General features: G+C 74.4%; 23 protein-coding genes. 15 read left to right on the top strand and 8 right to left on the bottom strand.

Going from position 1 to position 24,266, the window contains the following annotated elements:
• Nucleotides 1-162 precede the first annotated feature (162 nt).
• A complete protein-coding gene (locus ABD954_RS24180) occupies nt 163-789 on the top strand; it encodes a TetR family transcriptional regulator (protein WP_345488784.1) in 627 nt (208 codons plus the stop codon).
• A gap of 118 nt (nt 790-907) precedes the next feature.
• On the opposite strand, the gene ABD954_RS24175 is transcribed toward ABD954_RS24180, so the two are convergent.
• The 5 genes from ABD954_RS24175 to ABD954_RS24155 form a co-directional block, all read right to left on the bottom strand.
• Complete coding sequence (locus ABD954_RS24175; protein WP_345488782.1) at nt 908-1,462, bottom strand: hypothetical protein; 555 nt, start codon at nt 1,460-1,462, stop codon at nt 908-910.
• 193 nt (nt 1,463-1,655) lie between these two features.
• Nucleotides 1,656-2,201, bottom strand: a complete 546-nt coding sequence (locus tag ABD954_RS24170) for a hypothetical protein (protein ID WP_345488780.1) — start codon at nt 2,199-2,201, stop codon at nt 1,656-1,658.
• A 44-nt stretch (nt 2,202-2,245) separates the two neighbouring features.
• A complete protein-coding gene (locus tag ABD954_RS24165) occupies nt 2,246-2,842 on the bottom strand; it encodes a hypothetical protein (RefSeq protein WP_345488778.1) in 597 nt (198 codons plus the stop codon).
• Between the two features lie 188 nt (nt 2,843-3,030).
• Complete coding sequence (locus ABD954_RS24160; RefSeq protein WP_345488777.1) at nt 3,031-3,264, bottom strand: ferredoxin; 234 nt, start codon at nt 3,262-3,264, stop codon at nt 3,031-3,033.
• A complete protein-coding gene (locus tag ABD954_RS24155) occupies nt 3,264-4,733 on the bottom strand; it encodes an aldehyde dehydrogenase (protein ID WP_345488775.1) in 1,470 nt (489 codons plus the stop codon). Before ABD954_RS24155 ends, ABD954_RS24160 begins: the two co-directional genes overlap by 1 nt.
• A 119-nt stretch (nt 4,734-4,852) precedes the next feature.
• On the opposite strand from ABD954_RS24155, the gene ABD954_RS24150 reads away from it, so the two are divergent.
• From ABD954_RS24150 to ABD954_RS24115, 7 genes are all read left to right on the top strand, one after another.
• The gene (locus tag ABD954_RS24150) at nt 4,853-5,890 is read left to right on the top strand and encodes a Strvi_7410 family MBL fold metallo-hydrolase (protein ID WP_345488773.1); all 1,038 of its coding nucleotides are present in this window, start codon (nt 4,853-4,855) and stop codon (nt 5,888-5,890) included.
• A gap of 284 nt (nt 5,891-6,174) precedes the next feature.
• Nucleotides 6,175-7,467, top strand: a complete 1,293-nt coding sequence (locus tag ABD954_RS24145; RefSeq protein WP_345488771.1) for an SCO2321 family membrane protein — start codon at nt 6,175-6,177, stop codon at nt 7,465-7,467.
• Between the two features lie 35 nt (nt 7,468-7,502).
• Entirely contained in the window at nt 7,503-8,159 is a 657-nt protein-coding gene (locus tag ABD954_RS33660) for an SCO2322 family protein (RefSeq protein ID WP_382745821.1), read from the top strand.
• Nucleotides 8,156-9,280: an energy-coupling factor transporter transmembrane component T gene (locus tag ABD954_RS24130; RefSeq protein WP_345492434.1), complete on the top strand. Its 1,125-nt coding sequence runs from the start codon at nt 8,156-8,158 to the stop codon at nt 9,278-9,280. Before ABD954_RS33660 ends, ABD954_RS24130 begins: the two co-directional genes overlap by 4 nt.
• Nucleotides 9,277-11,142 (top strand): ABC transporter ATP-binding protein, encoded by a 1,866-nt coding sequence (locus tag ABD954_RS24125; protein ID WP_345488769.1) that lies wholly within the window; start codon nt 9,277-9,279, stop codon nt 11,140-11,142. Before ABD954_RS24130 ends, ABD954_RS24125 begins: the two co-directional genes overlap by 4 nt.
• The gene (locus ABD954_RS24120) at nt 11,139-12,053 is read left to right on the top strand and encodes an ECF transporter S component (RefSeq protein WP_345488766.1); all 915 of its coding nucleotides are present in this window, start codon (nt 11,139-11,141) and stop codon (nt 12,051-12,053) included. Before ABD954_RS24125 ends, ABD954_RS24120 begins: the two co-directional genes overlap by 4 nt.
• Nucleotides 12,054-12,353: 300 nt before the next feature.
• Complete coding sequence (locus ABD954_RS24115; RefSeq protein WP_345488763.1) at nt 12,354-12,755, top strand: aggregation-promoting factor C-terminal-like domain-containing protein; 402 nt, start codon at nt 12,354-12,356, stop codon at nt 12,753-12,755.
• A gap of 232 nt (nt 12,756-12,987) precedes the next feature.
• On the opposite strand, the gene ABD954_RS24110 is transcribed toward ABD954_RS24115, so the two are convergent.
• Nucleotides 12,988-14,166 (bottom strand): steroid 3-ketoacyl-CoA thiolase, encoded by a 1,179-nt coding sequence (locus ABD954_RS24110; RefSeq protein ID WP_345488761.1) that lies wholly within the window; start codon nt 14,164-14,166, stop codon nt 12,988-12,990.
• A 263-nt stretch (nt 14,167-14,429) separates the two neighbouring features.
• Here ABD954_RS24110 and ABD954_RS24105 point away from each other — a divergent pair, with 263 nt between their 5' ends.
• The 3 genes from ABD954_RS24105 (at nt 14,430) to ABD954_RS24095 (ending at nt 17,620) form a co-directional block, all read left to right on the top strand.
• Complete coding sequence (locus tag ABD954_RS24105; RefSeq protein ID WP_345488759.1) at nt 14,430-15,674, top strand: cytochrome P450; 1,245 nt, start codon at nt 14,430-14,432, stop codon at nt 15,672-15,674.
• A 72-nt stretch (nt 15,675-15,746) separates the two neighbouring features.
• Nucleotides 15,747-16,889, top strand: a complete 1,143-nt coding sequence (locus tag ABD954_RS24100; RefSeq protein WP_345488757.1) for a DUF2330 domain-containing protein — start codon at nt 15,747-15,749, stop codon at nt 16,887-16,889.
• A gap of 56 nt (nt 16,890-16,945) precedes the next feature.
• Complete coding sequence (locus ABD954_RS24095) at nt 16,946-17,620, top strand: O-methyltransferase (protein ID WP_345488755.1); 675 nt, start codon at nt 16,946-16,948, stop codon at nt 17,618-17,620.
• A gap of 210 nt (nt 17,621-17,830) precedes the next feature.
• Here the strand turns inward: ABD954_RS24095 and ABD954_RS24090 are convergent, their stop codons facing one another.
• Nucleotides 17,831-18,961: a serpin family protein gene (locus ABD954_RS24090; protein ID WP_345488753.1), complete on the bottom strand. Its 1,131-nt coding sequence runs from the start codon at nt 18,959-18,961 to the stop codon at nt 17,831-17,833.
• A gap of 12 nt (nt 18,962-18,973) precedes the next feature.
• On the opposite strand from ABD954_RS24090, the gene ABD954_RS24085 reads away from it, so the two are divergent.
• Nucleotides 18,974-19,288, top strand: a complete 315-nt coding sequence (locus ABD954_RS24085) for an antibiotic biosynthesis monooxygenase family protein (RefSeq protein ID WP_345488751.1) — start codon at nt 18,974-18,976, stop codon at nt 19,286-19,288.
• 29 nt (nt 19,289-19,317) lie between these two features.
• The gene (locus tag ABD954_RS24080; protein WP_345488749.1) at nt 19,318-19,803 is read left to right on the top strand and encodes a GNAT family N-acetyltransferase; all 486 of its coding nucleotides are present in this window, start codon (nt 19,318-19,320) and stop codon (nt 19,801-19,803) included.
• 35 nt (nt 19,804-19,838) lie between these two features.
• Here ABD954_RS24080 and ABD954_RS24075 read toward each other — a convergent pair whose 3' ends face one another.
• Entirely contained in the window at nt 19,839-21,893 is a 2,055-nt protein-coding gene (locus ABD954_RS24075) for an MFS transporter (protein WP_345488748.1), read from the bottom strand.
• Nucleotides 21,894-22,512: 619 nt separating this feature from the next.
• Between ABD954_RS24075 and ABD954_RS24070 the strand changes: the two genes are divergently transcribed.
• Together ABD954_RS24070 and ABD954_RS24065 are read left to right on the top strand one after the other, a co-directional pair.
• Complete coding sequence (locus tag ABD954_RS24070; protein WP_345488747.1) at nt 22,513-23,376, top strand: peptidoglycan-binding domain-containing protein; 864 nt, start codon at nt 22,513-22,515, stop codon at nt 23,374-23,376.
• Between the two features lie 166 nt (nt 23,377-23,542).
• Nucleotides 23,543-24,223 (top strand): HAD-IA family hydrolase, encoded by a 681-nt coding sequence (locus ABD954_RS24065; RefSeq protein WP_345488745.1) that lies wholly within the window; start codon nt 23,543-23,545, stop codon nt 24,221-24,223.
• Nucleotides 24,224-24,266 lie beyond the last annotated feature (43 nt).

Below are 24,266 nucleotides of genomic sequence, written 5' to 3'. Positions count from 1 at the left end.
TCGACCTACCCGCTCGACCGATCTCTTGATCCTTCGAGGAGCACAGAATCTACCGGCAGGTAGCTCCGTCGCGAGATCCGGATCAGGTGATTCGCGCCACGGCGGACGCCCCGCCATACTGTCGCTCCGCCACCGCACGGCACCGCACGGAACGGGACCCCCATGACCGCGGAAGACAGACCTGCGACACCGCCCCTGACAGAGCGCCAGGAGGCCCGCCGCCGGCGCATCCTGCACGCCAGCGCGCAGCTCGCGGGACGGGGCGGTTTCGACGCCGTACAGATGCGGGAGGTCGCCGAGGCGGCCGGGGTGGCGCTGGGGACGCTCTACCGCTACTTCCCGTCCAAGATCCATCTGCTGGTCGCCACGATGCAGGACCAGCTCCAGCACCTGCACACCACGCTCCGCAAGCGCCCGCCGGCGGGCGAGGACCCGGCGCAGCGGGTGGCCGAGACGCTGATGCGGGCCTTCCGGGCGCTCCAGCGGGAGCCGCATCTCGCGGACGCGATGGTGCGGGCACTGACCTTCGCGGACCGCAGCGTGAGCCCCGAGGTGGACACGGTGTCGCGGCTGACCACCGCGATCATCCTGGACGCGATGGGGGCGGAGCACCCGACGCCGGAGCAGCTGTCGGCGGTGCGGGTGATCGAGCACACCTGGCACTCGGCGCTGATCACCTGGCTGTCGGGGCGGGCCTCGATCGCACAGGTGAAGATCGACATCGAGACGGTCTGCCGGCTGATCGACCTGACGGCGCCGGGAGCGACGGGGGCGCCGGGGGGCCGCTGAGCGGGCCTCGCTGGGGCGCTGAGCGGGCCTCGGCGGGGCGCCGAGGTTGCCGGTCGCCGGTCCCGCCACCGGGGGTGGCGCGGTCGCCGCCTCGCTCCTCCTGTGCCCGGTCAGCCAGTCAGCCCGCCGTCGGATCCTGATCGAGGATGCCGGACTTCTTGACACAGGCGATGTCGTGGGCGCGCAGCGTGACCACTCCTTGGCCGTCCGCCGCTTCGCGGTACTCGGTGACCATGAACCAGCCCCGCTGCTCGAACAGCTGCTCGGCGACGCCGACGGTCCCGTCCCGGGCCTTGCGCTCCTTGCGCTCCCCGGCCGGCTGCCAGGCCCGGTCGCGCAGGGCGCCGACCACCGTGTCGTAGCGGGAGAGGTCCACCGGTGTGGACTCCTCGTCGAAGCTCTTGAAAGCGAGCGAACACGCCGCCGGAAGGCGGCCGGAGCCCTTGTCGGCCAACTGGCCGTAGTCCTCCGCGTTCCGCGGCAGGCCGGCGGCGGCCACCGCCCCGTCGACGTCCGCCCGTACCACGTCCTTCGTGAGCGGGCCGGTCCCCGCTGGGCGCGGCGGAGGCGGTGGCGTCTTCGCCGCCTCGTCCTCGGCCCCGCAGCCCGCCGCCCCGAGTGTCAGGGCCAGCCCGGCCAGGGCCGCCGAGACGGTCCGTCTCTTCTTTCCCACTGTGTCCCCTCCCCGGATCACGGGGCCGTTCGCCCCGGATCAGGGGACGAGTGTGTCACGGGGTGCCGACACGGCCGCTTCACCGGTGGGGTCCCGGCTCCCCGCCCGTCCGCCGGCGCGGGGGCCGGGGCGGGGCCGCCTTGGGCGGACGGGCGCGGCGGGCCCGAGGCGGCCGCGCCGTCGGCGGCCGGGGTCAGGACTTCTTGCTCTTCTCCAGGTCGGCCTTGAACAGTGCCTCGCACACGGGCGAGGAGTCGCTGGCGATGAACATCACCATCTTGACCGGGCCCGTGCTGTGGTCGCTGGCCTTCAGCAGCCAGTTGGCCTTGGTGAGGGTCTGGACCGTGGAGCCACCCTGCGTGAGGCTCTGGCCGGTCTTCCAGCCGCCCTTGCCGAGGGCCGCGACCGTGTCCGCGTAGGACTTCTTCGGGTCGGCGGCCTTCTCCGCGTCGGGGGTCCAGGAGACCATGCACTTCTCCAGGCCGGGCGGGATCTGCTCGCCGGAGGCGTCCTGGGTGAAGCCGGCGGCCGTCGCCGCGGTCTCGATCTCCTTGCTGACGGCGTCGGCCGTCAACTCCTCGCCGCCACCGGCCTCCGAGCCGCCCCCGGTCGACCCGGCCGAGGCCGAGCTCCCGCCGGTCGAGGAGGAACCGCCCTTGTCGGAACCGCCCGTGCTCCCGCAGCCCGCGACCAGCAGCACCACACCGGCGGCCGCGGCCGCCCACTTCGCCTTGCGCACAACACTCCCGAATCAGCGCGCACAAGGGCCCCTTGCCCCCGTGATCAAGGGAGTAGTTTTGCATGAGGGAACCCCTGCCCGGGTTCGCCTCCGGCCCGCGCGACGCAGGCGTCCTCGGTGGCGACCAGGCCGATGCGCCCGGTCTCCGGAACGCCCCAGTACATCGCCACCAGGCTCCATCCGCGCTTCGTGAACGCCTGCCGGGCCTCGCTGACCGTCCCGTCCCCGGCCCGGCGTTCCTCCCGCTCGCCGGACCGCTGCCAGCCGCGCTCGCGGAGTTCGCCCACCACCGCCTCGAACCGCGGGAGGTCGAGCCGCTTCCCCCGGGTTCCGAAGCCCTGGTACTGCACCACGCAGGCCAGCGGGGAACGGGACGCCTGGGCGCTCTTCTCCATCGCGACCCACCGCGGGTCGTTGCGCGGGGCTCCGGCGTCCGCGGCCGACGCGTCGAGCTCCGCCCGCGCCCGCGCCTTCGTGTACGCCCCGGCGTCCCCGGACCTCCCCGAGGCGCCGACGCCGCCGCCGCCCTTGCCCTTCCCGTGGTCGCCGCCGGTGCCCTTCGCGCCACAGCCGCCGGCGCCCAGCGCGAGGGCCACGGCCACGCCGATCACGCCGGTCCGCACCCACCCTGTCCTGCGCATGCCCGTCTCCCGCCCCTGTCCGGCGACGGCCGGGGCGCCGTCCGCCCGGCGTCGCCGCAGGAGTCTCGCACGGGGGCGCAGGCCCCGGTCCCCACGCCCCCCGTCCCCACTCCGGCGGTCCCCACTCCGGCGGTTCCCACTCCCCCGGTGCTCACGCCCCGCATTGCTCCGGTCCGCAGTCCCGGCCCCTACTCCTCCGGCGGGAAGACCGGCTCTCCTCCGTCCACGAGCGTGATCGAGATGGCCTCCACCGGGCAGCCCTCCGCCGCCGCCAGCACCCGCTCGTTCGCGTCCGCCTCCGGCTCGCGCGGACGGGACTGGCGGGCCGTGTCGAGGCGGAAGCCGTCCGGGGCGTGGACGACGCACATGCCGGAGCCGATGCAGACGCTCCGGTCGACCTCCACGTGCCAGCGGTCGCCCATCACGCCCCGCCCGGCGCGTCGTAGCCGGCGGGCAGGTGGATCATCTTGTGCTCCAGGTAGGCGGACAGGCCCTCGGGTCCGAACTCGCGGCCCAGGCCGGAGTTCTTGTAGCCGCCGAAGGGGCCGAGCATGTCGAGGCTGAAGGTGTTGACGTTGAAGGTGCCGGTGCGGACCTTGCGGGCGAAGTCGATGCCGTGCTCGACGTCGCCGGTCCAGACGCTGCCGCTGAGGCCGTAGTCGGAGTCGTCGGCGATCCGCAGCGCCTCGTCCTCGTCCCCGTACGGCAGGAGGCAGATGACCGGGCCGAAGATCTCCTCGCGGGCGATGCGCATCGCGTTGTCGACGCCGCCGAAGAGGGTCGGCTCGACGTACCACCCGCGCTCCAGGCCGGCCGGACGGCCGCCGCCGGTCAGGATCTTGGCGCCCTCGGCCTGGCCGATGCCGATGTAGTCGAGGGAGCGCCGCTGCTGGCGGCGGGCGACGAGCGGGCCGACCTGGGTGGCGGGGTCGAGCGGGTCGCCGACCACGAGCGCGCCGGCCGCCGCCGCGAACGCCTCGGCGAACTCCTCGTAGCGGGAGCGCGGGGCGAGGATGCGGGTCTGGGCGACGCACGCCTGCCCGTTGTTCATCCAGGCGGCCGGAACGATCCCGGCGACGGCGGCCTCCAGGTCGGCGTCGGGCAGGATCACGGCCGCGGACTTGCCGCCGAGCTCCAGGGTGACGCGGGTGAGGTTGCGGGCGGCGACCTCCATCACGCGCTTGCCGGCCGCGACCGATCCGGTGAAGGAGACCTTGTCGACGCCCGGGTGCCCGACCAGGTACTCGCTGACCTCCCGGTCCGCCGGCAGGATCGACAGGACGCCCTCCGGCAGCCCGGCCTCGGCCGCGATCTCGCCGAGGAGGTACGCGTCGAGGGGCGTCTCCGGGGAGGGCTTGAGGACGACGGTGCAGCCGGCCAGGAGCGCGGGTCCGAGCTTGGCGGCGGCGGTGAACTGCGGGACGTTCCACGGCACCACGGCCGCGACCACCCCGACCGGTTCGCGCCGCACGAGCAGCGGCCCGAGGACTCCGGAGCGGCGCTCCTCGTAGGCGTACTCCCGCGCCACCGTGATCGCGGAGTCCCACACCATCATCGCGCCCAGCGCCTGGGCGAGGACCGACCAGGAGTAGGGGGAGCCGTTCTGGGAGCTGATGGCGCGGGCGATCTCCTCGTGCCGCACGGCGATCGCGTCCTTGATCCGCGCGACGGCCTCGATCCGCCGCTCCAGCGTCCACCGCGGCCACGGCCCCTCGTCGAAGGCCCGCCGGGCGGCGGCGACGGCCCGGTCGACGTCGGCCTTCGAGGCGTGCGGGACGCGGCCGATGACCTCCTCGGTGTGCGGCGAGACCACCTCGATGACCTCACCGCCGAGCGGATCGGCCCACTCGCCGCCGACGAACAGTTTTCCGTGCTCCACAAGCTCGGTCATGGCCGACTGCCTCCCGGCACCGCACGTGGGCTGTGAATTCCTGACGGACTTTCAGAACTGATACCAGTTCTCGTTATAGTGGGCAATGGCCGTACCGGTACGCGGAGACGAGGCTGCCCATGACGCAGGTGACCGAGCACGGCGCGGGCGTCTGGTCGTTGCGGGTGCCCATTCCGGACAACCCCCTCGGGCACACCCTCGTCCACGTCCTCGACACGGCCCGCGGGCCCGTGCTCGTCGACACCGGGTGGGACGACCCGGACTCCTGGGCCGAGCTCACCGCCGGGCTCGGCGCCCTGGGGCTCGGGGCCCGGGACGTCCACGGGATCGTCGTCACCCACCACCACCCCGACCACCACGGACTGTCCGGCCGGGTCCGGGAGGAGTCCGGCGCCTGGATCGCCATGCACGCCGCCGACATCGCCGTCGTCCGCCGCACCCGCGACTCCGCCCCCGGCAGCTGGCTCGACTACCTGGCCCGCAAGCTCGCCGCCGTCGGCGCCCCCGAGGAGCACACCGCCCCGCTGCTCGCCGCCCGCGCCGCCGGCCGGATGCGCACCCTGCCCGGACTGCGCTCCGCCCTGCCCGACCGGGAGATCGTCCCCGGCGAGCTCCTGGACCTGGCCGGACGTCGCCTGCGCGCCGTGTGGACGCCGGGCCACACCCCCGGCCACGTCTGCCTCCACCTGGAGGAGGCCCACCCGGCCGGCCTCCCCGGACACGGCCGGCTCTTCTCCGGCGACCACCTGCTGCCCGGCATCAGCCCGCACATCGGGCTGTACGAGGACCCCGACGACGCCACCGTCACCGACCCCCTCGGCGACTACCTCGGCTCCCTGGAGCGCGTCGGCCGCCTCGGCGTCGCCGAGGTGCTCCCCGCCCACCAGCACGCCTTCCCCGACGCCGCCGGCCGGGTCCGCGAGCTCCTCGCCCACCACGAGGAACGCCTCACCGGCCTGCTCGCCCTGCTCGCCGTCCCCCTCACCCCGTGGCAGCTCGCCGAGCGCATGGAGTGGAACCGCCCCTGGGACCGCATCCCGCACGGCTCGCGCACCATCGCCGTCAGCGAGGCCGAGGCCCACGTCCGCCACCTGGTGAAGCGGGGGCGGGCGGAGCCGGTTGCGGGGACGGACCCGGTGGCGTACGTGGCGGTCTGAGCGGTGTGAGCAAAGTGGCCTGAGGGGGCGGTGCGCCGGGAGCGGTGTGACGTACGGCTCCGGGGGCGGCGGGTGACCGGCCGGTAGAGTGGGCGACCGTCGTCATGCCCGTACAGGGGGAAGCCGGTGGGAATCCGGCACTGACCCCGCAACCGTGACACGCCCCTGGGCGTGGAGTCGGACCGCCCGGTACGGGACGTGAGCGCCGGCACCGTCGAGGAACACGGCGCCGGAGGCTGGGCCCGTGGGGGCGCCGGTGTCCGGTGCCCGCAGGAGAGGGACCCATGATCAGCGTTCGCCGCGCGGCCGCCGCACTCGCGGCCGGTGCCGTGCTCAGCACCTCCGTCGCCGGAGCGGCCACCGCCGCCCCCTCGCCGACGCCCTCCCCCGCCAAGATCCCCGCCGGCCTCTACGGCACCTCGGACCCGGCCTACGACGGCGTCTGGCGCCAGTCACTCGCCTTCCTCGCCCAGCGCACCTCCGGCATCCAGCCCGCCGACCAGGCGGTCGACTGGCTGCTCGGCCAGCAGTGCGCGAACGGCGCCTTCGCCTCCTACCGCCCCGACCCCGCCAAGCCCTGCGACGCCAAGACGATGCTCGACAGCAACGCCACCGCCGTCGCCGTCCAGGCGCTGACCGCCGTGAAGCGGCAGTCCGCCGACCCGGCGAAGACGGAGAAGGCCGCCAAGGCCGGCGCCGCCTGGCTGAAGAGCGTCCAGAACAAGGACGGCGGCTGGAGCTACGTCCCCGGCGGCGCCAGCGACGCCAACTCCACCTCCATCGTCATCAGCGCCTTCGCGTCCTCCGGCGTCCGGCCCGCCGACGTGAAGTCCGCCGGCGGCAAGAGCCCGTACGACGCCCTCCTCACCTTCGCGCTGCCCTGCGCGGACCCCGCCGCCAAGGACGGCGCCGCCGCGGGCTCCTCCGCGGCGAAGGGCGACGGGGGCGCCTTCGCCTACCAGCCCGACAAGACCGGCAAGCTCTTCGCGAACGCCGACGCCACCGCCGCCGCCACCCTGGCCGGCCTCGGCAAGGGCATCACCGCCCGCGGCGCCCAGCCCCAGCAGCCCGTCACCTGCACCGACCTGCCGAAGCCGACCGCGGAGCGGGCCGCCCTCAACGGCGCCTCCTACCTCGCCGCCCGGCTCGCCACGTCCGGCCACCTCGTCACCCCGCCGATGCCGGGCGCCACCGAGACCGCCGCGCAGCCCGACTACGGCAACACCGCCGACGCCGTCGTCGCGCTCGCCGCCGCCGGGGCGAAGAAGGAGGCCGCCGGCGCGCTCGCCTGGCTGGAGAAGAACGCCGCCGCCTGGGCCAGGAGCGGCGGCCCCGCCGCCTACGCCCAGCTGGTCTTCGCCGCGCACGCCATGGACACCGACCCGCGCAGCTTCGGCACCGTCGACCTGCTCGAACAGCTCAACGCCACCGGCCCCGCCCCCAAGGCGCCCGACAACTCCCAGGCGTCCGCCGGCGCCGACGAGGACGAGTCCGGCTTCGACGTGTGGTGGATCATCGGCATCGGCATGGTCGTCGGCGTCGGCATCGGCTTCCTCCTGAGCGGCCGCAAGAAGTGAGGAACGGGCTGGCCGCGGGCGCCGCGGCGGGACTGATGCTGCTCGCCGCGGCCACGCCCGCCGAGGCGGCCGGCTACCGCTACTGGTCCTTCTGGGAGGCCCGGGGCGGCGCGACGTGGGGCTACGCCACGCAGGGCCCGGCGACCGCCCGCCCGGCCGACGGCGACACCATCGGCTTCCGCTTCGCCGTCAGCCGCGACTCCAGCGACGCCGCCCGGCCCTCCGCCGCGCCCGACTTCGCCGGCCTCTGCTCCGGCGTGGCCGCGAAGGACGGCAGCAAGCGGGTCGCGGTCGTCATCGACTTCGGCCGCCCCGAGGACGCCCCGCCCGGCGAGACGCCGCCGGCCCCGGCGCTGCGGACCGGCTGCCCGCAGGTGCGCGAGGACGCCACCGCAGCGGAGGTGCTCGCGGCGGTCGTTAAACCGCTGCGGTACGACTCCAAGGCGCTGCTGTGCGGGATCGCCGGGTATCCGGCGAAGGGCTGCGGGGAGCAGGTCGCGGACGCCGGCACGGAGCCGCCGAAGACCGGGGCGGACGCCTCGTCCCCCGCCTCCCCCTCCAGGACGCCCGCGCGGGGCGCGTCCACCACCGACTCCGGCGGCGGGCCGTCCGTCGGGCTCGTCGCGGGCGGGGCCGCCGTGCTCCTCCTCGGCGCCGCCGGTGTCTGGCAGGCCCGCCGCCGCCGCGGATGACCTCGCTCGCACGGCTGCGCGCGCCCGAGGCGAACCGGTCCAACGCCCTGCACCCCGGCGCCTGGTGGCTCTGGTCGCTCGGCCTCGCCGTGGCCGCCTCGCGCACCACCAACCCGCTGCTGCTCGGCCTGATCGTCGGCGTCGCCGGCTATGTCGTCGCCGCCCGCCGCACGGACGCGCCCTGGGCCCGCTCGTACGGCGCGTTCGTGAAGCTGGGTCTGTTCGTCGTGGCCCTGCGGGTGGTGTTCTCGCTGCTGCTCGGTTCGCCGATCCCCGGCTCGTACGAACTGTTCACGCTGCCCGAGGTGCCGCTTCCCTCGTGGGCGCAGGGCGTGCGGATCGGGGGCCGGGTCACCGCCGAGCAGGTGGTGTTCGCGGTCTACGACGGGCTGAAGCTGGCGGCCCTGCTGATCTGTGTGGGCGCGGCCAACGCGCTCGCCAGCCCGGCGCGGCTGCTCAAGTCGCTGCCCGGCGCCCTGTACGAGGCGGGCGTCGCCGTGGTCGTCGCGATGACCTTCGCCCCGAACCTCGTCGCCGACGTGGTCCGGCTGCGGACCGCCCGCCGGCTGCGCGGACGGCCGACCGGCGGGGTGCGGGCCCTGCTCCAGATCGGCCTGCCGGTCCTGGAGGGCGCGCTTGAGCGGTCGGTGGCGGTGGCCGCCTCCATGGACGCGCGCGGCTACGGCCGTACGGCGCGGGTGCCGGCCTCGGTACGGCGCACCACCCACGTGCTCACCCTCGGCGGGCTGCTCGGGGTGTGCGCCGGCTCGTACGGGCTGCTCGCCGCGCAGGGCGCCTCCTACGGGCTTCCGCTGCTGGCGGCGGGGCTCCTCGCGGCCGTCGCCGGGCTGCGGCTCGGCGGGCGGCGCGCGGCGCGCACCCGCTACCGGCCGGACCGGTGGGGTGCCCGGGCCTGGCTGGTGGCCGGGGCGGGGGTCGTCGTCGCGGTGGCGATGATCTGGGCGGGGTCGGTGGCGCCGGACGCGCTGCGGCCCGGGGTCGTACCGCTGGAGGCGCCCCAGCTGCCGCTGTGGCCGGCGGCGTCCGTGCTGATCGGGCTGCTGCCCGCGTTCGTGGCCCCCGTGCCCGCGGGGCCTGGCAAGGAGAGTGCTCGCCCGTGATCCGCTTCGAGAACGTCTCGGTGACCTACGACGGCGAGTCCGCGCCCACGCTGGACGGCGTGGACCTGACCGTGCCCGAGGGCGAGCTGGTGCTGCTCGTCGGGCCGTCGGGCGTCGGGAAGTCGACGCTGCTGGGGGCGGTGTCCGGGCTCGTCCCGCACTTCACCGGCGGCACGTTGAAGGGGCGGGTGACCGTGGACGGCCGCGACACCCGCACCCATCCGCCGCGCGAACTGGCCGACCTGGTCGGCACGGTGGGGCAGGACCCGCTCGCCCACTTCGTCACCGACACGGTGGAGGACGAGCTGGCGTACGGCATGGAGTCGCTGGGGCTCGCGCCCGCCGTGATGCGCCGGCGGGTGGAGGAGACGCTGGACCTGCTGGGGCTCGCCGATCTGCGGGACCGGCCGATCGCCACGCTGTCGGGCGGGCAGCAGCAGCGGGTCGCGATCGGCTCGGTGCTCACCCCTCATCCCAGGGTCCTCGTCCTCGACGAGCCGACCTCCGCCCTCGACCCCTCGGCCGCCGAGGACGTCCTGGCCGTCCTCCAGCGCCTGGTCCACGACCTGGGCACGACGGTCCTGATGGCGGAACACCGCCTGGAGCGGGTCGTGCAGTACGCGGACCAGGTCCTCCTGCTCCCGGACGCGGTCATGGGCCCGCCGGCCGAGGTCATGACCGTCTCCCCGGTCCGGCCGCCCGTGGTCTCCCTGGGCCGCCTGGCGGGCTGGGACCCCCTGCCCCTGTCGGTACGGGACGCGCGGCGCGCGGCGGGCCCGCTGAAGGCCCGGCTGGCGGGGCGGGAACGGCTCGCGGGCGAAGGTGTGGGGTCTGCGGTGGGTGCGGGGACGCGTATGGGTACGGGTACGGGATCTCCGGCGGGTGCGGGGACGCGTACGGGTACGAAGTCTTCGACGGGTGCGGGGACGCGTACGCGTACGGGCGCGGGATCTCCGGCGAGTGCGAGTGCGCAGGCACCTGCACCTGCGCCCGCGCCCGCGGCAGGGCTGGACGCGGCCGCCGGCCGGCCGGGCGGCGGGGCGCTGTCGTGGTTCGGGCGGTGGCGTGGCCGGTCCGCGGTCGTACCCGCCGCCGCATCCGCCGCCGAGCCCCTCGTCGAGGTCCGGGCCCTGGGGGTGCGGCGCGGGCGGGTGGAGGCGCTGCGGCGGGTGGAGCTCGCCGTGCGGGCCGGGGAGACGGTCGCGCTGATGGGGCGGAACGGTGCCGGGAAGTCGACGCTGCTCGGAACGCTGGTCGGGATGATCACGCCGACGTCCGGCAGCGTGCGGGTCGCCGGGCTCACCCCGCACACGACGGACCCGCGCGCCCTGATCCGGCAGGTCGGACTCGTACCGCAGGAGCCGCGGGACCTGCTGTACGCGGACACGGTGGCGGCGGAGTGCGCGGCCGCCGACGCGGACGCGGGGGCCGCGCCCGGAAGCTGCCGGGCGCTGGTGTCGGAGCTGCTGCCGGGCGTGGCGGACGAGACGCATCCCCGTGACCTGTCCGAGGGGCAGCGGCTCGCCCTCGCGCTGGGCGTGGTGCTGACCGCCCGGCCGCCCCTGATCCTCCTGGACGAGCCGACCCGCGGCCTGGACTACGCGGCGAAGGCCCGCCTGGTCGCGCGGCTGCGCGTGCTCGCCGCCGAGGGGCACGCGATCGTGCTGGCGACGCACGACGTGGAGCTGGCGGCCGAGCTCGCGCACCGTGTGGTGGTCGTCGCGGGCGGTGAGGTCGTCGCGGACGGCCCGACCGCCGAGGTCGTGGTGTCCTCGCCCGCCTTCTCGCCGCAGGTCGCGAAGATCCTCGCGCCGGAGCCGTGGCTCACGGTGGAGCAGGTCGAGGAGGCGCTGCGCGCATGACCCCGACCCGCCGTGCCCCTACGAGCGCCCGCGCGCCGCGGCCCATCCGGCTGGGACCCCGTTCGGTCGCCGCCCTGGTCCTGGTGTCGGTCGTCGGTCTCTTCGCCGTCGGCTGGCCGCTCTTCGCCGACGCCGGTTCGGCCGTTACGGATCACGCGGCCGACGCGCCGTGGTTCTTCGCCCTGCTGCTGCCGCTCCTCATCGCCGTCGTCGTCGCGACGATCGCCGACTGCGGGATGGACGCGAAGGCGGTGGCGATGCTGGGGGTGCTCGCCGCCGTCGGGGCGGCGCTGCGGCCCCTCGGTGCCGGGACGGCCGGCCTGGAGCCGATGTTCTTCCTGATGGTGCTGAGCGGCCGGGTCCTCGGCCCCGGCTTCGGCTTCGTGCTCGGCGCGGTGACGATGTTCGCGTCGGCGCTGCTCACGGGCGGGGTTGGTCCGTGGATGCCGACGCAGATGCTGGCGATGGGCTGGTTCTCGATGGGCGCGGGGCTGCTGCCGGGCGCGGGCCGTGACCGGGGCGTCGGCCGCGCCGGGGGCCGGGGGGAGCTGTGGATGCTGTCCGCGTACGGGTTCGTGGCGGCGTTCGCGTACGGCACGGTCACCAATCTGTACGGGTGGGTGACGGTCGGCGGCATGGAGCTCGGGATCTCCTTCCAGCCGGGCGCCCCGGCGCACGAGAACCTGGTGCGCTTCCTGGCCTTCGTCGTGGCCACCTCCCTCGGCTGGGACCTCGGGCGCGCCGTCCTCACCGTCGTCCTCACGCTGACCGTGGGCGGACCGCTGCTGCGGGCGCTGCGGCGGGCCACGCGCCGCGCGAACTTCGAGGCCCAGGTCACATTCGAGGCTCCCGGAAAGGGGCTCCGGGGTGAGGCCCCTCATAGGACCCAGGTCACGTACGACACGGAATAGTAGCGGTGGGCGTTTCTCCCATATCACCCCATAGGGGGCGCTGACCTGCACAGGTGGCGCCCCCCTGGACCCCCTGTCCCGCTCCCGCGCACCCCCTCCCAGTCCGAACCTTCCTCGTACCGGGGGTGATTGCGCGGCCCTGCCGGGTTTGCTTCTCTGGTGGACGTCGCCAGGCAGCCGGTGCTCGTCGCAGCACCACGGCCGGCCGGTTCCCCCCAGTTCCCGGGACTCCCGGGCCCTGGTTCCGGCATGCCGAAAACGCCCGGCGCACCCCATGTCCCCGACGTTAGGTATGACGTTTTGTTCCGCTCGATCGCCACTCGCGCCGTCTCCCGCAAGAAGACCTTCGCCGTCTCCGCCGCCGTCCTCATCGGCGCCTCGGGCGCGGTGCTCGGCAACACGGGTACGGCCTCGGCCGCCACCCCGCAGGAGATCGCTCGAAAGATCGTGCCGCCGTCGCAGTTCGCGTCCTTCAGCAAGATCGTCGAGCACGAGTCCGGCTGGAACCACACCGCCACCAACTCCTCCAGCGGCGCCTACGGCCTGGTCCAGGCCCTGCCGGCCTCGAAGATGGCCTCGGCCGGCTCCGACTGGAAGACGAACCCCGCCACGCAGATCAAGTGGGGTCTCGACTACATGAACGACCGCTACGGCTCCCCGAACGCCGCCTGGAACTTCTGGCAGACCCACGGCTGGTACTGAGCAACACCCCCAGCCGCGCCGCAAGGCCCCGCCCTCCCTTCGGAGGGGCGGGGCCTGCGGCGTTTCCCGGCGGGGCCCGCGGCGTCTCCCGACGGGCCTGCGGCGTTTCCCGGCGGTCCGCGGCGTTTCCCGGCGGTCCGCGGCGTTTCCCGGCGGGTCCGCGGCGGCGCCCGCCGGCTCCCCGGCCGCGTCCCCCGCCGCCCGGCCGCGTCCCCCCGCAGCCCGGCTGGACCTACAGCCGCTGGATGATCGTGCCCGTCGCCAGCGCGCCGCCCGCGCACATCGTGATCAGGGCGAATTCCTTGTCCGCGCGCTCCAGCTCGTGCAGGGCCGTCACGACGAGCCGCGCCCCCGTCGCGCCCACCGGGTGGCCGAGGGCGATCGCGCCGCCGTTGACGTTGACCTTCTCCAGTCCGTCCAGGTCCCGGTCGAACTCCTGCGCCCAGCTGAGCACCACCGATGCGAACGCCTCGTTGATCTCGACGAGGTCGATGTCCCTGAGGGACATCCCGGCCTTCCCGAGGACGGCCCGGGTCGCGTCGATGGGCCCGTCGAGGTGGTAGTGCGGGTCGGACCCCACGAGGGCCTGGGCGACGATCCGGGCGCGGGGGCGGAGCTTCAGGGCGCGGGCCATGCGCTTGGAGGCCCACATCAGGGCGGAGGCGCCGTCGGAGATCTGGGAGGAGTTCCCGGCGGTGTGGACGGCGGTCGGCATGACCGGCTTGAGCCGGGCCAGCGCCTCCATGCTGGTGTCGCGCAGCCCCTCGTCGCGGTCGACCAGCCGCCACATGCCCTGCCCGGCGGCCTGCTCCTCCTCCGTGGTGGGCACCTGGACGGCGAAGGTCTCGCGTTTGAAACGCTCCTCGGACCAGGCGACGGCGGCCCGCTCCTGGGACAGCAGACCGAGCGCGTCCACGCGTTCGCGGGTGAGGCCGCGCCGGCGGGCGATGCGCTCGGCGGCCTCGAACTGGTTGGGCAGGTCGACGTTCCACTCGTCGGGGAAGGGCTTGCCCGGCCCGTGCTTGGAGCCGGAGCCGAGCGGCACCCGGCTCATCGCCTCGACGCCGCAGGAGATGCCGATGTCGATGACGCCGGCGGCGACCATGTTGGCCACCATGTGGCTCGCCTGCTGCGAGGAGCCGCACTGGGCGTCGACGGTGGTGGCCGCGGTCTCGTACGGCAGGCCCATGGTGAGCCAGGCGGTGCGGGCGGGGTTCATGGACTGTTCGCCGGCGTGGGTGACGGTGCCGCCGACGATCTGCTCGACGCAGTCGGCGGGGATGCCGGTGCGGCCGAGGAGCTCGCGGTAGGTCTCGCCGAGGAGGTAGGCGGGATGGAGGTTGGCGAGCGCGCCTCCGCGCTTGCCGATGGGGGTGCGTACGGCTTCGACGACGACGGGTTCCGCGGCCATGAGCTCGTCCTCTCCTCGCCCGGCGGGGTGTCCCGGCACCCGCACCGGTCGACGTCACGTGACACTCGTACGAGCACTAGTCAGAGAACTAGTACGCGTTCTAGTTCTCCGTGCAGTCTTATGACTGCTACCGCCGGTACGCAAGGGTCGGGGACGCAACAGTTCCCGCCGTTCTCCTTGCTACTTGTAGAACTCGTTATTACCTTTCCGGGGCCGACGGCCGCATCTTCTGATGCCCCATCAGATAATGGAGTGTGTTGCCGATGTCCTGCCCCCACCTCTCCGAAGGGTTCGACGCCACCGACCCCGACCTGCTCCAAGGCCGCGTCCCCCACCCGGAGTTCGCGCGGCTCCGGCGCACCGCTCCCGTCTGGTGGTGCGCCCAGCCCCCCGGCGTCACCGGCTTCGCCGACGGGGGCTACTGGGCCGTGACCCGGCACGCCGACGTCAAGTACGTCTCCACCCGGCCCGAGTTGTTCTCCTCCCACGAGAACACCGCCGTCATCCGCTTCAACGAGCACATCACCCGGGACCAGATCGAGGTCCAGAAGCTGATCATGCTCAACATGGATCCGCCCGAGCACACCCGGGTCCGCCAGATCGTCCAGCGCGGCTTCACCCCGCGTGCCGTCCGCAGCCTGGAGAACGCGCTGCGCAGCCGTGCCCGCGCCGTCGTCGAGGAGGCGCGGGCCTCGGCGGGACCGGACGGCGCCTTCGACTTCGTCACCCGGGTCGCCGTCGAGCTGCCGCTCCAGGCCATCGCCGAACTCATCGGCGTACCGCAGGAGGACCGGGCCCGGATCTTCGACTGGTCGAACAAGATGGTCGCCTACGACGACCCCGAGTACGCCATCACCGAGGAGATCGGCGCCGAGGCCGCGATGGAGCTCATCGGCTACGCGATGAACCTGGCCGCCGCCCGCAAGCAGTGCCCGGCCCAGGACATCGTGAGCCGGCTGGTCGCCGCCGAGGGCGAGGGCAACCTCTCCTCCGACGAGTTCGGCTTCTTCGTGCTGCTGCTCGCCGTCGCCGGCAACGAGACCACCCGCAACGCCATCAGCCACGGCATGCACGCCTTCCTCACCCACCCCGACCAGTGGGAGCTCTACAAGCGCGAACGGCCCTCGACCGCCGCCGAGGAGATCGTGCGCTGGGCGACCCCGGTGGTGTCCTTCCAGCGGACCGCCACCGAGGACACCGAGCTCGGCGGGCAGAAGATCCGCAAGGGTGACCGGATCGGCCTCTTCTACTCCTCAGCCAACAACGACCCCGAGGTCTTCGAGAACCCCGAGACCTTCGACATCACCCGCGACCCGAACCCTCACCTCGGATTCGGCGGCGGCGGGCCCCACTTCTGCCTCGGCAAGTCCCTCGCCATCAAGGAGATCGAGCTGATCTTCGAGGCGCTCGCCGACGAACTGCCCGACCTGACCCTCGCGGGCGACCCGCGCCGGCTGCGGGCGGCCTGGCTCAACGGCATCAAGGAACTCCAGGTCAGGGTGGCGTAGGACGACCCGTCACGGGACCGCGTCGGGGCGCGCGAGGGGAACCGGAAGATCCGCTCGCGCGTCCGAGCAGGCATGCGGGGGACACACCGAACGCACGGACACCACGGAACGCGCCGGGCGCGCCGGCTCCTGGCCCTGTTCGTCGCGCTGCTCGCGCTCCAGCTCGGCTCGCTCGTCGCGCCGGCGTACGCGTGCGGCTGCGGCGCCATGGTCACCGACGGCATGGCACGCATCGGCGTCGACCGCGAGACCTCGGCCGTCCACTGGGACGCGCGCACCGGCACCGAGCAGATCGTCATGCGCCTCACCGTGCACGGCGACGCCGAGGAGGCCGCCTGGATCATGCCGGTGCCGCGCCGGGCCGACGTCACCCTCGGCGACCCGGAACTCTTCCGACAACTCGACCGGCTCACCGCGCCCGAGCGCAGGACCCGCCACTACTTCTGGCCGCGCGGCCGTGACTGGCCCTTCTCCGCCGGCGACGCAGACGGCGCGGGCGCCATGCCCGGGACGGACGGCGGACCCGGAGTCGGCGTCGTCGGCCGCGAGCGGCTCGGCCCCTTCGACGTGGCCCGGCTGACCGCCACCGACCCGGACGCGCTCGGCGACTGGTTGCGCCGCAACGGCTTCCGGCTCTCCGACCGGCTCGCCACCGAACTGCGCCCCTACGTCGACCGGAAGTGGGAGTACGTCGCCGTCCGCCTGGCCCCCGAGAAGACGGGCGAGCGGCTGTACGGCGCCCTCGACCCGCTCGCGATCACGTTCCGCAACGACACCCCCGTGTATCCGATGCGGCTGTCCCGGCTGGCGAAGACCCCGCAGTCCCTCGGGCTGTTCGTGCTCGCCGACCACCGGATGGAACCGGAGGGCAGCATCGGCGGCGACCGCCCCGAGGTGCGGTTCGCGGGCGCCGTCGACGAGCCGGAGGGCGCCCTGGCCCGGCTCACCGGCCCCGGTCCCGTCTACCTCACCGCCCTCGACCAGTCCTTCCCCGAGCCCGCCCGCATCGACGGCGACCACGAACTCGTCCGCGCGGCGGCCGACACCCCGTACCGCGAGGTGATCTGGAAGGACCGCCTGTGGACGGTCGGCGGCGGCGTCCCGGTCTGGCTGCTCACCGTCGGCGGCGCGCTGCTGCTCCTCACGGCGGGCGGCTTCGCGACGGCCCGGGCGCGGCGCACGCGGGCGCGGCGCACGCCGCTCCGACGCGTTTAGGCCGGGCTCGCCCGGGCCCGGCCCGCGCGGGCCGAGGCCGGTGTACGTTCGGCCGCATGAGCAACGATCAGGACCGATGGACCACCGTCGACCACTACCTCACCGACCTGCTCGCCCCCGCCGACGAGGCGCTGACCGCGGCCCTCGCCGACTCCGCGGCCGCCGGACTGCCCGAGATCGCCGTCGCCCCCAACCAGGGCAAGCTGCTCCACCTGCTCGTCGCGGCGCAGGGCGCGAAGAACGTCCTGGAGATCGGCACCCTCGGCGGCTACAGCACCATCTGGCTGGCCCGCGCGCTGCCCGCCGACGGGCGGCTGGTCACGCTGGAGTACTCCCCCGCCCACGCGGACGTGGCCCGCGCCAACATCGCCCGCGCCGGCCTCGACAAGGTCGTCGAGGTGCGGACCGGCGCGGCGCTCGACACCCTCCCGCTCCTGGAGCAGGAGGGCGCGGGCCCGTTCGACTTCGTCTTCGTCGACGCCGACAAGGTCAACAACCCGCACTACGTCTCCTGGGCCCTCCGGCTGTCCCGGCCCGGCACCCTCATCGTCGTCGACAACGTCGTGCGGGGCGGCCGGGTCGCCACTGCGGCCCCGGACGACCCGGCGATCACCGGGACCCGCGAGACGTTCGAACTCATCGCCGGGGAGCCCCGGTTGGACGCCACGGCGGTCCAGACCGTCGGCACGAAGGGCTACGACGGGTTGCTGCTCGTCCGTGTGGTGAGCTGATCCACGACCGATGCACGGGCCGGTCCGTGAGCCGGTCCCGGGGGCAGTCCGCCAGCCGGTCCACAGGGCCGGTGCACGGGCCGGCCGGCCGGCCAGGGACGGTGGGGCGGCCCCTCAGGCGCGGTGGGCCGGTCCGTGGCCGATCCGGCGAGGGGGTCGGTGCGCGGGCTGGTCCGCCCGGGGTGGTGGGCCGGTCCGTGGCCGGATCCGTCAGCGGTCCGCCCGGGCGCGCCAGCCGGTGAAGAGCGGCACCTCGCCCGTGCCGTCGAGGACCACGACGCCGAAGGGCCGGTCGAAAGCGATCCGTTCGACCCGACGCTGCCGGGGCGCGGCGGCGCCGCGGGTCATCGCGACCACGGTGACAGCGGCCGCCTCCACGCCCTCCTCCGCGATCTCCACCAGCGCCTCCTGGACCGCCGCGGAGACGTACAGCGGCACCGGCGAGAGGCCGGAGAAGTCGGCGTCCGGCCGTACGGCCCGGCCGATGCCGAGCGCGGGCAGCCGCGCGTACACGTCGGTGCGGGTACGGAGGGTGAAGCGGGGCAGCGCGAGGTCGACGGCCTCGGCCCGTACCGGCATGCGGGCGGCGGGCCCGGCCCAGGCCAGGGGCAGCACCTCGGCGGGCCCGCAGCCCTCCTCGCCGAGCACGAACCGCACGCGGACCGTGTCCCCGGCACAGGGCAGCTCGACCACCGTGGCGCCGCCGAAGCGCCAGGCCCGGTGCGCCGGGATCCGCTGGTGCATGGTCGGTACGAGAGCTGTGGCGCCGTGGCCGGCGGTGAACGGCTCGTCCCGGGTGAGGTGCGCCGGGAACCGGCTCAGCCACGCGGCCTTCAGGGCCAGGGCCCCGGCCAGGACCAGGTCCTCACCGCCGTCCAGCCTCACCGGCAGCGCCTCGACGCGACCGCCGGTGGCCCCGCGCACCCAGGCGTCGATCTCCCGCTGGGCCTGCGCGCCGAGCGTCCCGAAGCCGACGCCGGGCAGCCGGTCGCGGAACTCCGGGCGCAGCGGCACCCGGCTCCACACCCCCGTGGCGAGCGCGACCCCGTCGGCCGGTCCCCGCGCGAACGCCCCGCCGGTCCGGTCCCGTCCGGTCGCCGCGTCGGTCCCGTCCGGTCCGGCCACGGCTCCGGTCCGGCCCAGCGCGCTCACCGCGTCGGCGGCCTCGGGTCCCGCGACTCCGAGCACCTCGCGCAGCTCCCCCGCCGTCTCGCCGCCCGCCCCGGACGCCACGGCGGCGAGCGCCAGCCACAGCCCGGCCGGCGAGCAGACGAAGTCGTCGTCGCCGAGCAGCGGCAGCCACCGCCCGGCCAGTGCCCGGATCCGTTCACCCGCGGTCATATCCTGCCCCTCATGAGCATCGTGAAGATCAACGTACTGACCGTCCCGGCCGAGCAGCGCGAGGTCCTGGAACAGCGCTTCGCGTCCCGCGCCGGTGCCGTCGAGGGCTCGGACGGCTTCGAGTGGTTCGAACTGCTGCGTCCGCTGGAGGGCACCGACCAGTACCTGGTGTACACCCGCTGGCGCAGCGAGGAGGACTTCCAGAACTGGATGAACGGTTCCATGAAGGCCGCGCACGAGGGCGGCGCGGACCGCCCGAAGCCGGCGGCGACCGGCTCCACCCTGTGGTCGTTCGAGGTGGTGCAGCAGGCGGCCCCCAAGAACTGAGCTGCGCGGCGGGTCGTGCGCGCCGCACAATGGCGCGCATGACCTGGACCTTCTCCCCCGAGCGCGTCGACACCCCGGACGCCACCGCTCTGCGCCGCGACTACTTCGGCGATGTCGCGGGCCGCTACTACGGCCGCGTCCTGGCCGAGGACGAGTACGACGAGGAGATGATCGACGAGGGTCTTGACCTGCTCGCCCCGCCCGCCGGCGCGTTCCTCGTCGGCCGTCACGAGGGCAAGCCGGCCGCCTGCGGCGGAGTGGTCCTCCTGGACGCCGAACGGGCCGAGCTCACCCGGGTGTTCATCCGCCCGGCCTTCCGCGGCACCGGCGGCGCCGGTCTCCTCCTGAACGGCCTGGAGGACGCGGCCCGCGCGCTCGGCGCCCGCCGCATGGTCCTCAACACCCGTCTGGACCTCGTGGAGGCGCGGGCGCTGTACGTGCGGCACGGGTACGCGGAGATACCGGCGTACTGCACCGGTCCCTATATGGAGATCTGGTACGGCAAGGAGCTCTGAAGGAGCGGGCCTCCTGATCCGCCCGGCCTCGACGGCTACGCGTGGTGGTCGCGGGGCGGTCCGGCCGTGCGGGGCCGTTCCGCGTCCGAGCCGCCGAGTTCGGCGGTCAGCTCCTCCACCAGGCGGACGAGGTCGGTGGGCCGCTCCGGTCCCCACCAGTCGCCGAGGAGTTCGGCGAGCGAGTCCTCGCGCGCCTTGGCGAGCCGTACCGCCGTCCGCGCCCCCTCCTCGGTGAGGACCAGCTGGATCCCCTCACGGGCCACCAGACGGCGCTCCTCCAGTTGCCGGGCGGCCTCGGTGATCGCCCGCAGCGGTACGGGAGTGGTGTCGGCGAGCCGGCCGGGCTCGACGGTGCCGTGGCGGCGCACCCGCAGCAGCAGCCAGCTCGCGGCGGGCAGCAGGTCGAGGCCGGCGCGGGCGGTGATCTTCTCGTAGATGTGCTTGCGGCCCTCGCGGGAGCCGAGCACGGACAGGGCGCGGGCGCATTCGTCGTAGGAGGAGCGCTCGACGGGGTTGGAGGCCAGGGTCTGGCTGGGGTCGGGCGCGGTGACGGAGCCGCGCAGCCGGTCCTCCTTCAGGAACCAGGCGATGACGAAGGCCACGAGGACGACGGGCGCCGCGTACAGGAAGACGTCGGTGATGGAGGTCGCGTACGCGTGGACCACCGACGGCCGCAGCGGGGGCGGGAGCGCCGCCATGGCGCGCGGGTCGGCGGCCACCGTGCCGGCGTCGACGCCCGGCGGCAGCGGCTGTCCGGCGAGGGCGTCGTCGAGCTTGTCGGTGAGCCGGTTGGTGAAGACGGTGCCGAAGATCGCGACGCCGAAGGAGGCGCCGATGGAACGGAAGAAGGTGGCGCCCGAGGTGGCGACGCCCAGGTCCTCGTAGGCGACGGCGTTCTGCACGACGAGGACGAGCACCTGCATGACCAGGCCCAGTCCGGCGCCGAAGACGAAGAAGAACAGGCTCATCGTCCAGGTGGAGGTGGTCTCCGTCAGCTCGTTGAGCAGGAGCAGGCCGAGGGCGGTGACCGCCGTGCCGGCGATCGGGAAGACCTTCCAGCGGCCGGTGCGGGAGACGATCTGGCCGGAGCCGGTCGAGGTGATCAGCATGCCGAGCACCATGGGCAGCATGTGCACGCCGGACATGGTGGGGCTGACGCCCTGCACGACCTGGAGGAAGGTCGGCAGGTAGGTCATCGCGCCGAACATCGCGAAGCCGACGACGAAGCTGATGACCGAGACCAGCGTGAAGGTCCTGATCCGGAACAGCTTGAGGGGCAGGACGGGCTCCGCGGCCCGCCGCTCCACGGACACGAACCACACGAGGAGCACCGCTCCCAGGACCGCGAGGCCGATGATCTGCGCCGAGCCCCAGTCCCAGGTGGTGCCGCCGAGGGAGGCGACCAGGACCAGGCAGGTGGCGACGGAGGCGATGAGGAAGGTGCCGAGGTAGTCGATGCGGTGGCGGGTGCTGCGGACCGGGATGTGCAGGACGGCGGCGATGACGAAGAGGGCGACGACGCCGATCGGCAGGTTGATGTAGAAGACCCAGCGCCAGGAGAGGTGCTCGGTGAACAGGCCGCCGAGGAGGGGGCCGAGGACGCTGGTGGCGCCGAAGACGGCACCGAAGAGACCCTGGTAGCGGCCGCGTTCGCGGGGCGAGACGAGGTCGCCGACGATCGCCATGGACAGCACCATGAGCCCGCCGCCGCCGAGGCCCTGGACGGCGCGGAAGGCGATGAGCTGGGGCATGTTCTGGGCGATGCCGCAGAGCGCCGAGCCGATGAGGAAGAGCACGATGGCGCCCTGGAAGAGCTTCTTGCGCCCGTACTGGTCGCCGAGCTTGCCCCAAAGGGGGGTGGCGGCGGTGGAGGCCAGCATGTAGGCGGTGACGACCCAGGACAGGTGCTCCATGCCGCCGAGCTCGCTGACGATGGTCGGCAGGGCGGTGGACACGATGGTCTGGTCGAGTGCGGCGAGGAGCATGCCGAGCAGCAGCGCGCCGATCGCGACGACGACGGTGCGGTGGCTCTGTGCCGCTCCCGGTACGGGGCCTTCGCCGGCGTGCGGCGCGCGTACTTCCTGGGCCATGGGCGTCTCCTCCGGTCCGGGCCGCTGGCTCCGATCCTCTCCATCCTGGAGGGTTTGTGCCGTTATGGCCTGCGGAGGGGTGCACAGGGGACAGCTGTTCACCCCGTGGCGGCGGCCGGGCTGCATAATCGCTCGGAACTGACCGGGGAGGGACCCAACGATGTCCGGACACGCCTGTCCTGAATGTGGTGCACACAGACCTGGCCCGCGCTGCGCCTGCGGGCGCGGCGCGGAGGCGGCGGCCGCCGCCGAGCCCCTGGCGACGTCCCAGCCCGCCGCGCCGTCCGACCCCGTGGCGCCGTCCGAGCCCGTGGCGCCGGAGGACTTCGATCCCTTGCGGGTCAGGCCGTACGTGACGCTGGGGACGGCGGAGGGCACGGCCCGGGGGGCAGCGACGGAGGACGTGACGGCGGTGCTGCCGGTGGGGGCGGGGCAGGCCGTGGGGGCGCGGCCCTCGTCGCCCGAGGCACCGACGGAGGTGCGGGCGGCGGAGGCAGGGGCCACTGAGGTACGGGCGACCGAGGTGCGGGTGACTGAGATACGGGCGGCGGCGCCAGGGCCGGTGGCCGCGCCCGGGGAAGCGCCGGCACCGATACCGGCGCCGATACCACCGACGGCGGTGCTGCCGTCCCCGTACGCGGGCGGATCCGGGCCGCAGGGCGGCGATGGGTACGAGGGGAGCGCCTACGGGGCGGCCGGCGGGTACGGGGCCGATGCACACGGGGCCGAGGGGTACGAGCCCGGCGGCTACGAGCCCGACGGGTACGGGGCCGATGCGCACGGGGCCGAGGGGTACGAACCCGGTGGCTACGAGCCCGATCGGTACGAGCCGGCGCTCACGCTGGCGTACGCCCCCGAGGAGCACTCGGGGCGCGCGCGGGGCCGGGGCCGGGCGGCCCTGATCGCCGCCGTGGTCGCGGCGGCGGTCGTCGGCACCGCCGTCCTGGCCACGGTACTGATCGGCGGCGACGACAGCGACACCGACGACCGCGCCACCGTCCCCGAGGTCACCACCAGCGCGTCCGAGAACGTGGCCGTCTCCGAGGCGCCGATCACCAGCCGTTCCCCCTCGGCATCCGCCTCGGCGACCGCGGCCCCGGAGGCGACCTCCGCGTCCGCCTCCCCCTCCGCCACGGCATCCGCCACCGCGACCGGCACCGGCTCCTCGGCGCCCGCGGCCCCCGGGGCGCCCGCCACGCGGACCGCCACGCCGACGAGCGCGAGCGCGGTGCCTCCGACCACGGCCCCGGCCACCGAGGCGCCGACCCTGAGCCTCGGGTCCACGGGCCCGGAGGTGGAGGAACTGCAGCGGCGGCTGCGGGAGGCATGGGTGTACGACGGGCCGGTGAACGGCTCGTACACGAGGAAGGTGGAGCGCGCGGTCGCGCTCTACCAGTCGTACCAGTACATCGAGGAGGACCCGCGGGGCGTCTACGGCCCGTACACGCGCCGAGCCCTGGAGGCGGAGACGACGGGGCAGTGAGGCAACGGGGCAGTGAGCCGGCGGGGGTCCCGCCATGCGGACGGGACTGGCGGGGCGGCCCCTCGTTTTGTATCGTGGAGGAACAAAGTGGCCCCGCTCGCACTCCCTGACCGGCGAGCGGGACCGCTCTGTATTCGTCTCCGACCACCCCTCCTGGAGATCCCTTATGCCCGCCACCACCCCGGCGACGCTTACCGCACGTGCCCTGCTGCTCGACATGGACGGCACGCTCGTCAACTCCGACGCCGTCGTGGAGCGCTGCTGGCGGCGCTGGGCGGAGCGGGAGGGACTCGACCCCGCCGAAGTGCTGAAGGTGGTGCACGGCCGGCAGGGATACGCCACGATGGCCGCCCTGCTGCCGGACCGGCCGATGGAGCAGAACCTCGCCGACAACCGGGCCATCCTCGCCGAGGAGACCGCCGACCTCGACGGGGTGGTGCCGGTGCCGGGCGCGCCCGCCTTCATGGCCGCGCTCGCCACCGTGCCGCACGCCCTCGTCACCTCGGCCGACGAAGCGCTGGCGCAGGCCCGAATGGGCGCGGCGGGCCTCGCGATGCCGGACACCCGGGTCACCGCCGAGTGCGTCGGCGCGAGCAAGCCGGACCCCGAGGGCTTCCTCAAGGGGGCGGCCGCGCTGGGCTTCGCCCCCGAGGACTGCGTGGTCTTCGAGGACTCCGAGGCGGGCATCCAGGCGGGCCGCGCGGCCGGCATGCGCGTGGTCGGCGTGGGTCCCCGGGCCGCCGCCTTCGCCCCCGACGTCCACGTAGGGGATCTCACCGGCGTACGGGTGGAGCGGGGCCCCGACGGCACGCTCACTCTCGCCTTCTCCGCCGCGCGGGCGGCGTAGCCCGGGGCGCGTCCTCCCCCCGCTCGCGCACAGGTCCCGGCCC

The organism is Streptomyces roseoviridis (genome assembly GCF_039535235.1).
GTDB lineage: Bacteria > Actinomycetota > Actinomycetes > Streptomycetales > Streptomycetaceae > Streptomyces > Streptomyces roseoviridis.
This window is presented reverse-complemented; position numbering and strand designations above follow the sequence as displayed.

Excerpts from the sequence above, each read along its gene's own strand:
- ABD954_RS24150 (WP_345488773.1), top strand. The coding sequence starts at position 4,853 with ATGACGCAGGTGACCGAGCACGGCGCGGGCGTCTGGTCGTTGCGGGTG.
- ABD954_RS33660 (WP_382745821.1), top strand. The coding sequence starts at position 7,503 with ATGCTGCTCGCCGCGGCCACGCCCGCCGAGGCGGCCGGCTACCGCTAC.
- ABD954_RS24165 (WP_345488778.1), bottom strand. The coding sequence starts at position 2,842 with ATGCGCAGGACAGGGTGGGTGCGGACCGGCGTGATCGGCGTGGCCGTG.
- ABD954_RS24080 (WP_345488749.1), top strand. The coding sequence starts at position 19,318 with ATGGCGCGCATGACCTGGACCTTCTCCCCCGAGCGCGTCGACACCCCG.
- ABD954_RS24130 (WP_345492434.1), top strand. The coding sequence starts at position 8,156 with ATGACCTCGCTCGCACGGCTGCGCGCGCCCGAGGCGAACCGGTCCAAC.
- ABD954_RS24110 (WP_345488761.1), bottom strand. The coding sequence starts at position 14,166 with ATGGCCGCGGAACCCGTCGTCGTCGAAGCCGTACGCACCCCCATCGGC.
- ABD954_RS24160 (WP_345488777.1), bottom strand. The coding sequence starts at position 3,264 with ATGGGCGACCGCTGGCACGTGGAGGTCGACCGGAGCGTCTGCATCGGC.
- ABD954_RS24180 (WP_345488784.1), top strand. The coding sequence starts at position 163 with ATGACCGCGGAAGACAGACCTGCGACACCGCCCCTGACAGAGCGCCAG.
- ABD954_RS24095 (WP_345488755.1), top strand. The coding sequence starts at position 16,946 with ATGAGCAACGATCAGGACCGATGGACCACCGTCGACCACTACCTCACC.
- ABD954_RS24085 (WP_345488751.1), top strand. The coding sequence starts at position 18,974 with ATGAGCATCGTGAAGATCAACGTACTGACCGTCCCGGCCGAGCAGCGC.
- ABD954_RS24065 (WP_345488745.1), top strand. The coding sequence starts at position 23,543 with ATGCCCGCCACCACCCCGGCGACGCTTACCGCACGTGCCCTGCTGCTC.
- ABD954_RS24105 (WP_345488759.1), top strand. The coding sequence starts at position 14,430 with ATGTCCTGCCCCCACCTCTCCGAAGGGTTCGACGCCACCGACCCCGAC.
- ABD954_RS24120 (WP_345488766.1), top strand. The coding sequence starts at position 11,139 with ATGACCCCGACCCGCCGTGCCCCTACGAGCGCCCGCGCGCCGCGGCCC.
- ABD954_RS24145 (WP_345488771.1), top strand. The coding sequence starts at position 6,175 with ATGATCAGCGTTCGCCGCGCGGCCGCCGCACTCGCGGCCGGTGCCGTG.
- ABD954_RS24100 (WP_345488757.1), top strand. The coding sequence starts at position 15,747 with ATGCGGGGGACACACCGAACGCACGGACACCACGGAACGCGCCGGGCG.
- ABD954_RS24155 (WP_345488775.1), bottom strand. The coding sequence starts at position 4,733 with ATGACCGAGCTTGTGGAGCACGGAAAACTGTTCGTCGGCGGCGAGTGG.
- ABD954_RS24075 (WP_345488748.1), bottom strand. The coding sequence starts at position 21,893 with ATGGCCCAGGAAGTACGCGCGCCGCACGCCGGCGAAGGCCCCGTACCG.
- ABD954_RS24090 (WP_345488753.1), bottom strand. The coding sequence starts at position 18,961 with ATGACCGCGGGTGAACGGATCCGGGCACTGGCCGGGCGGTGGCTGCCG.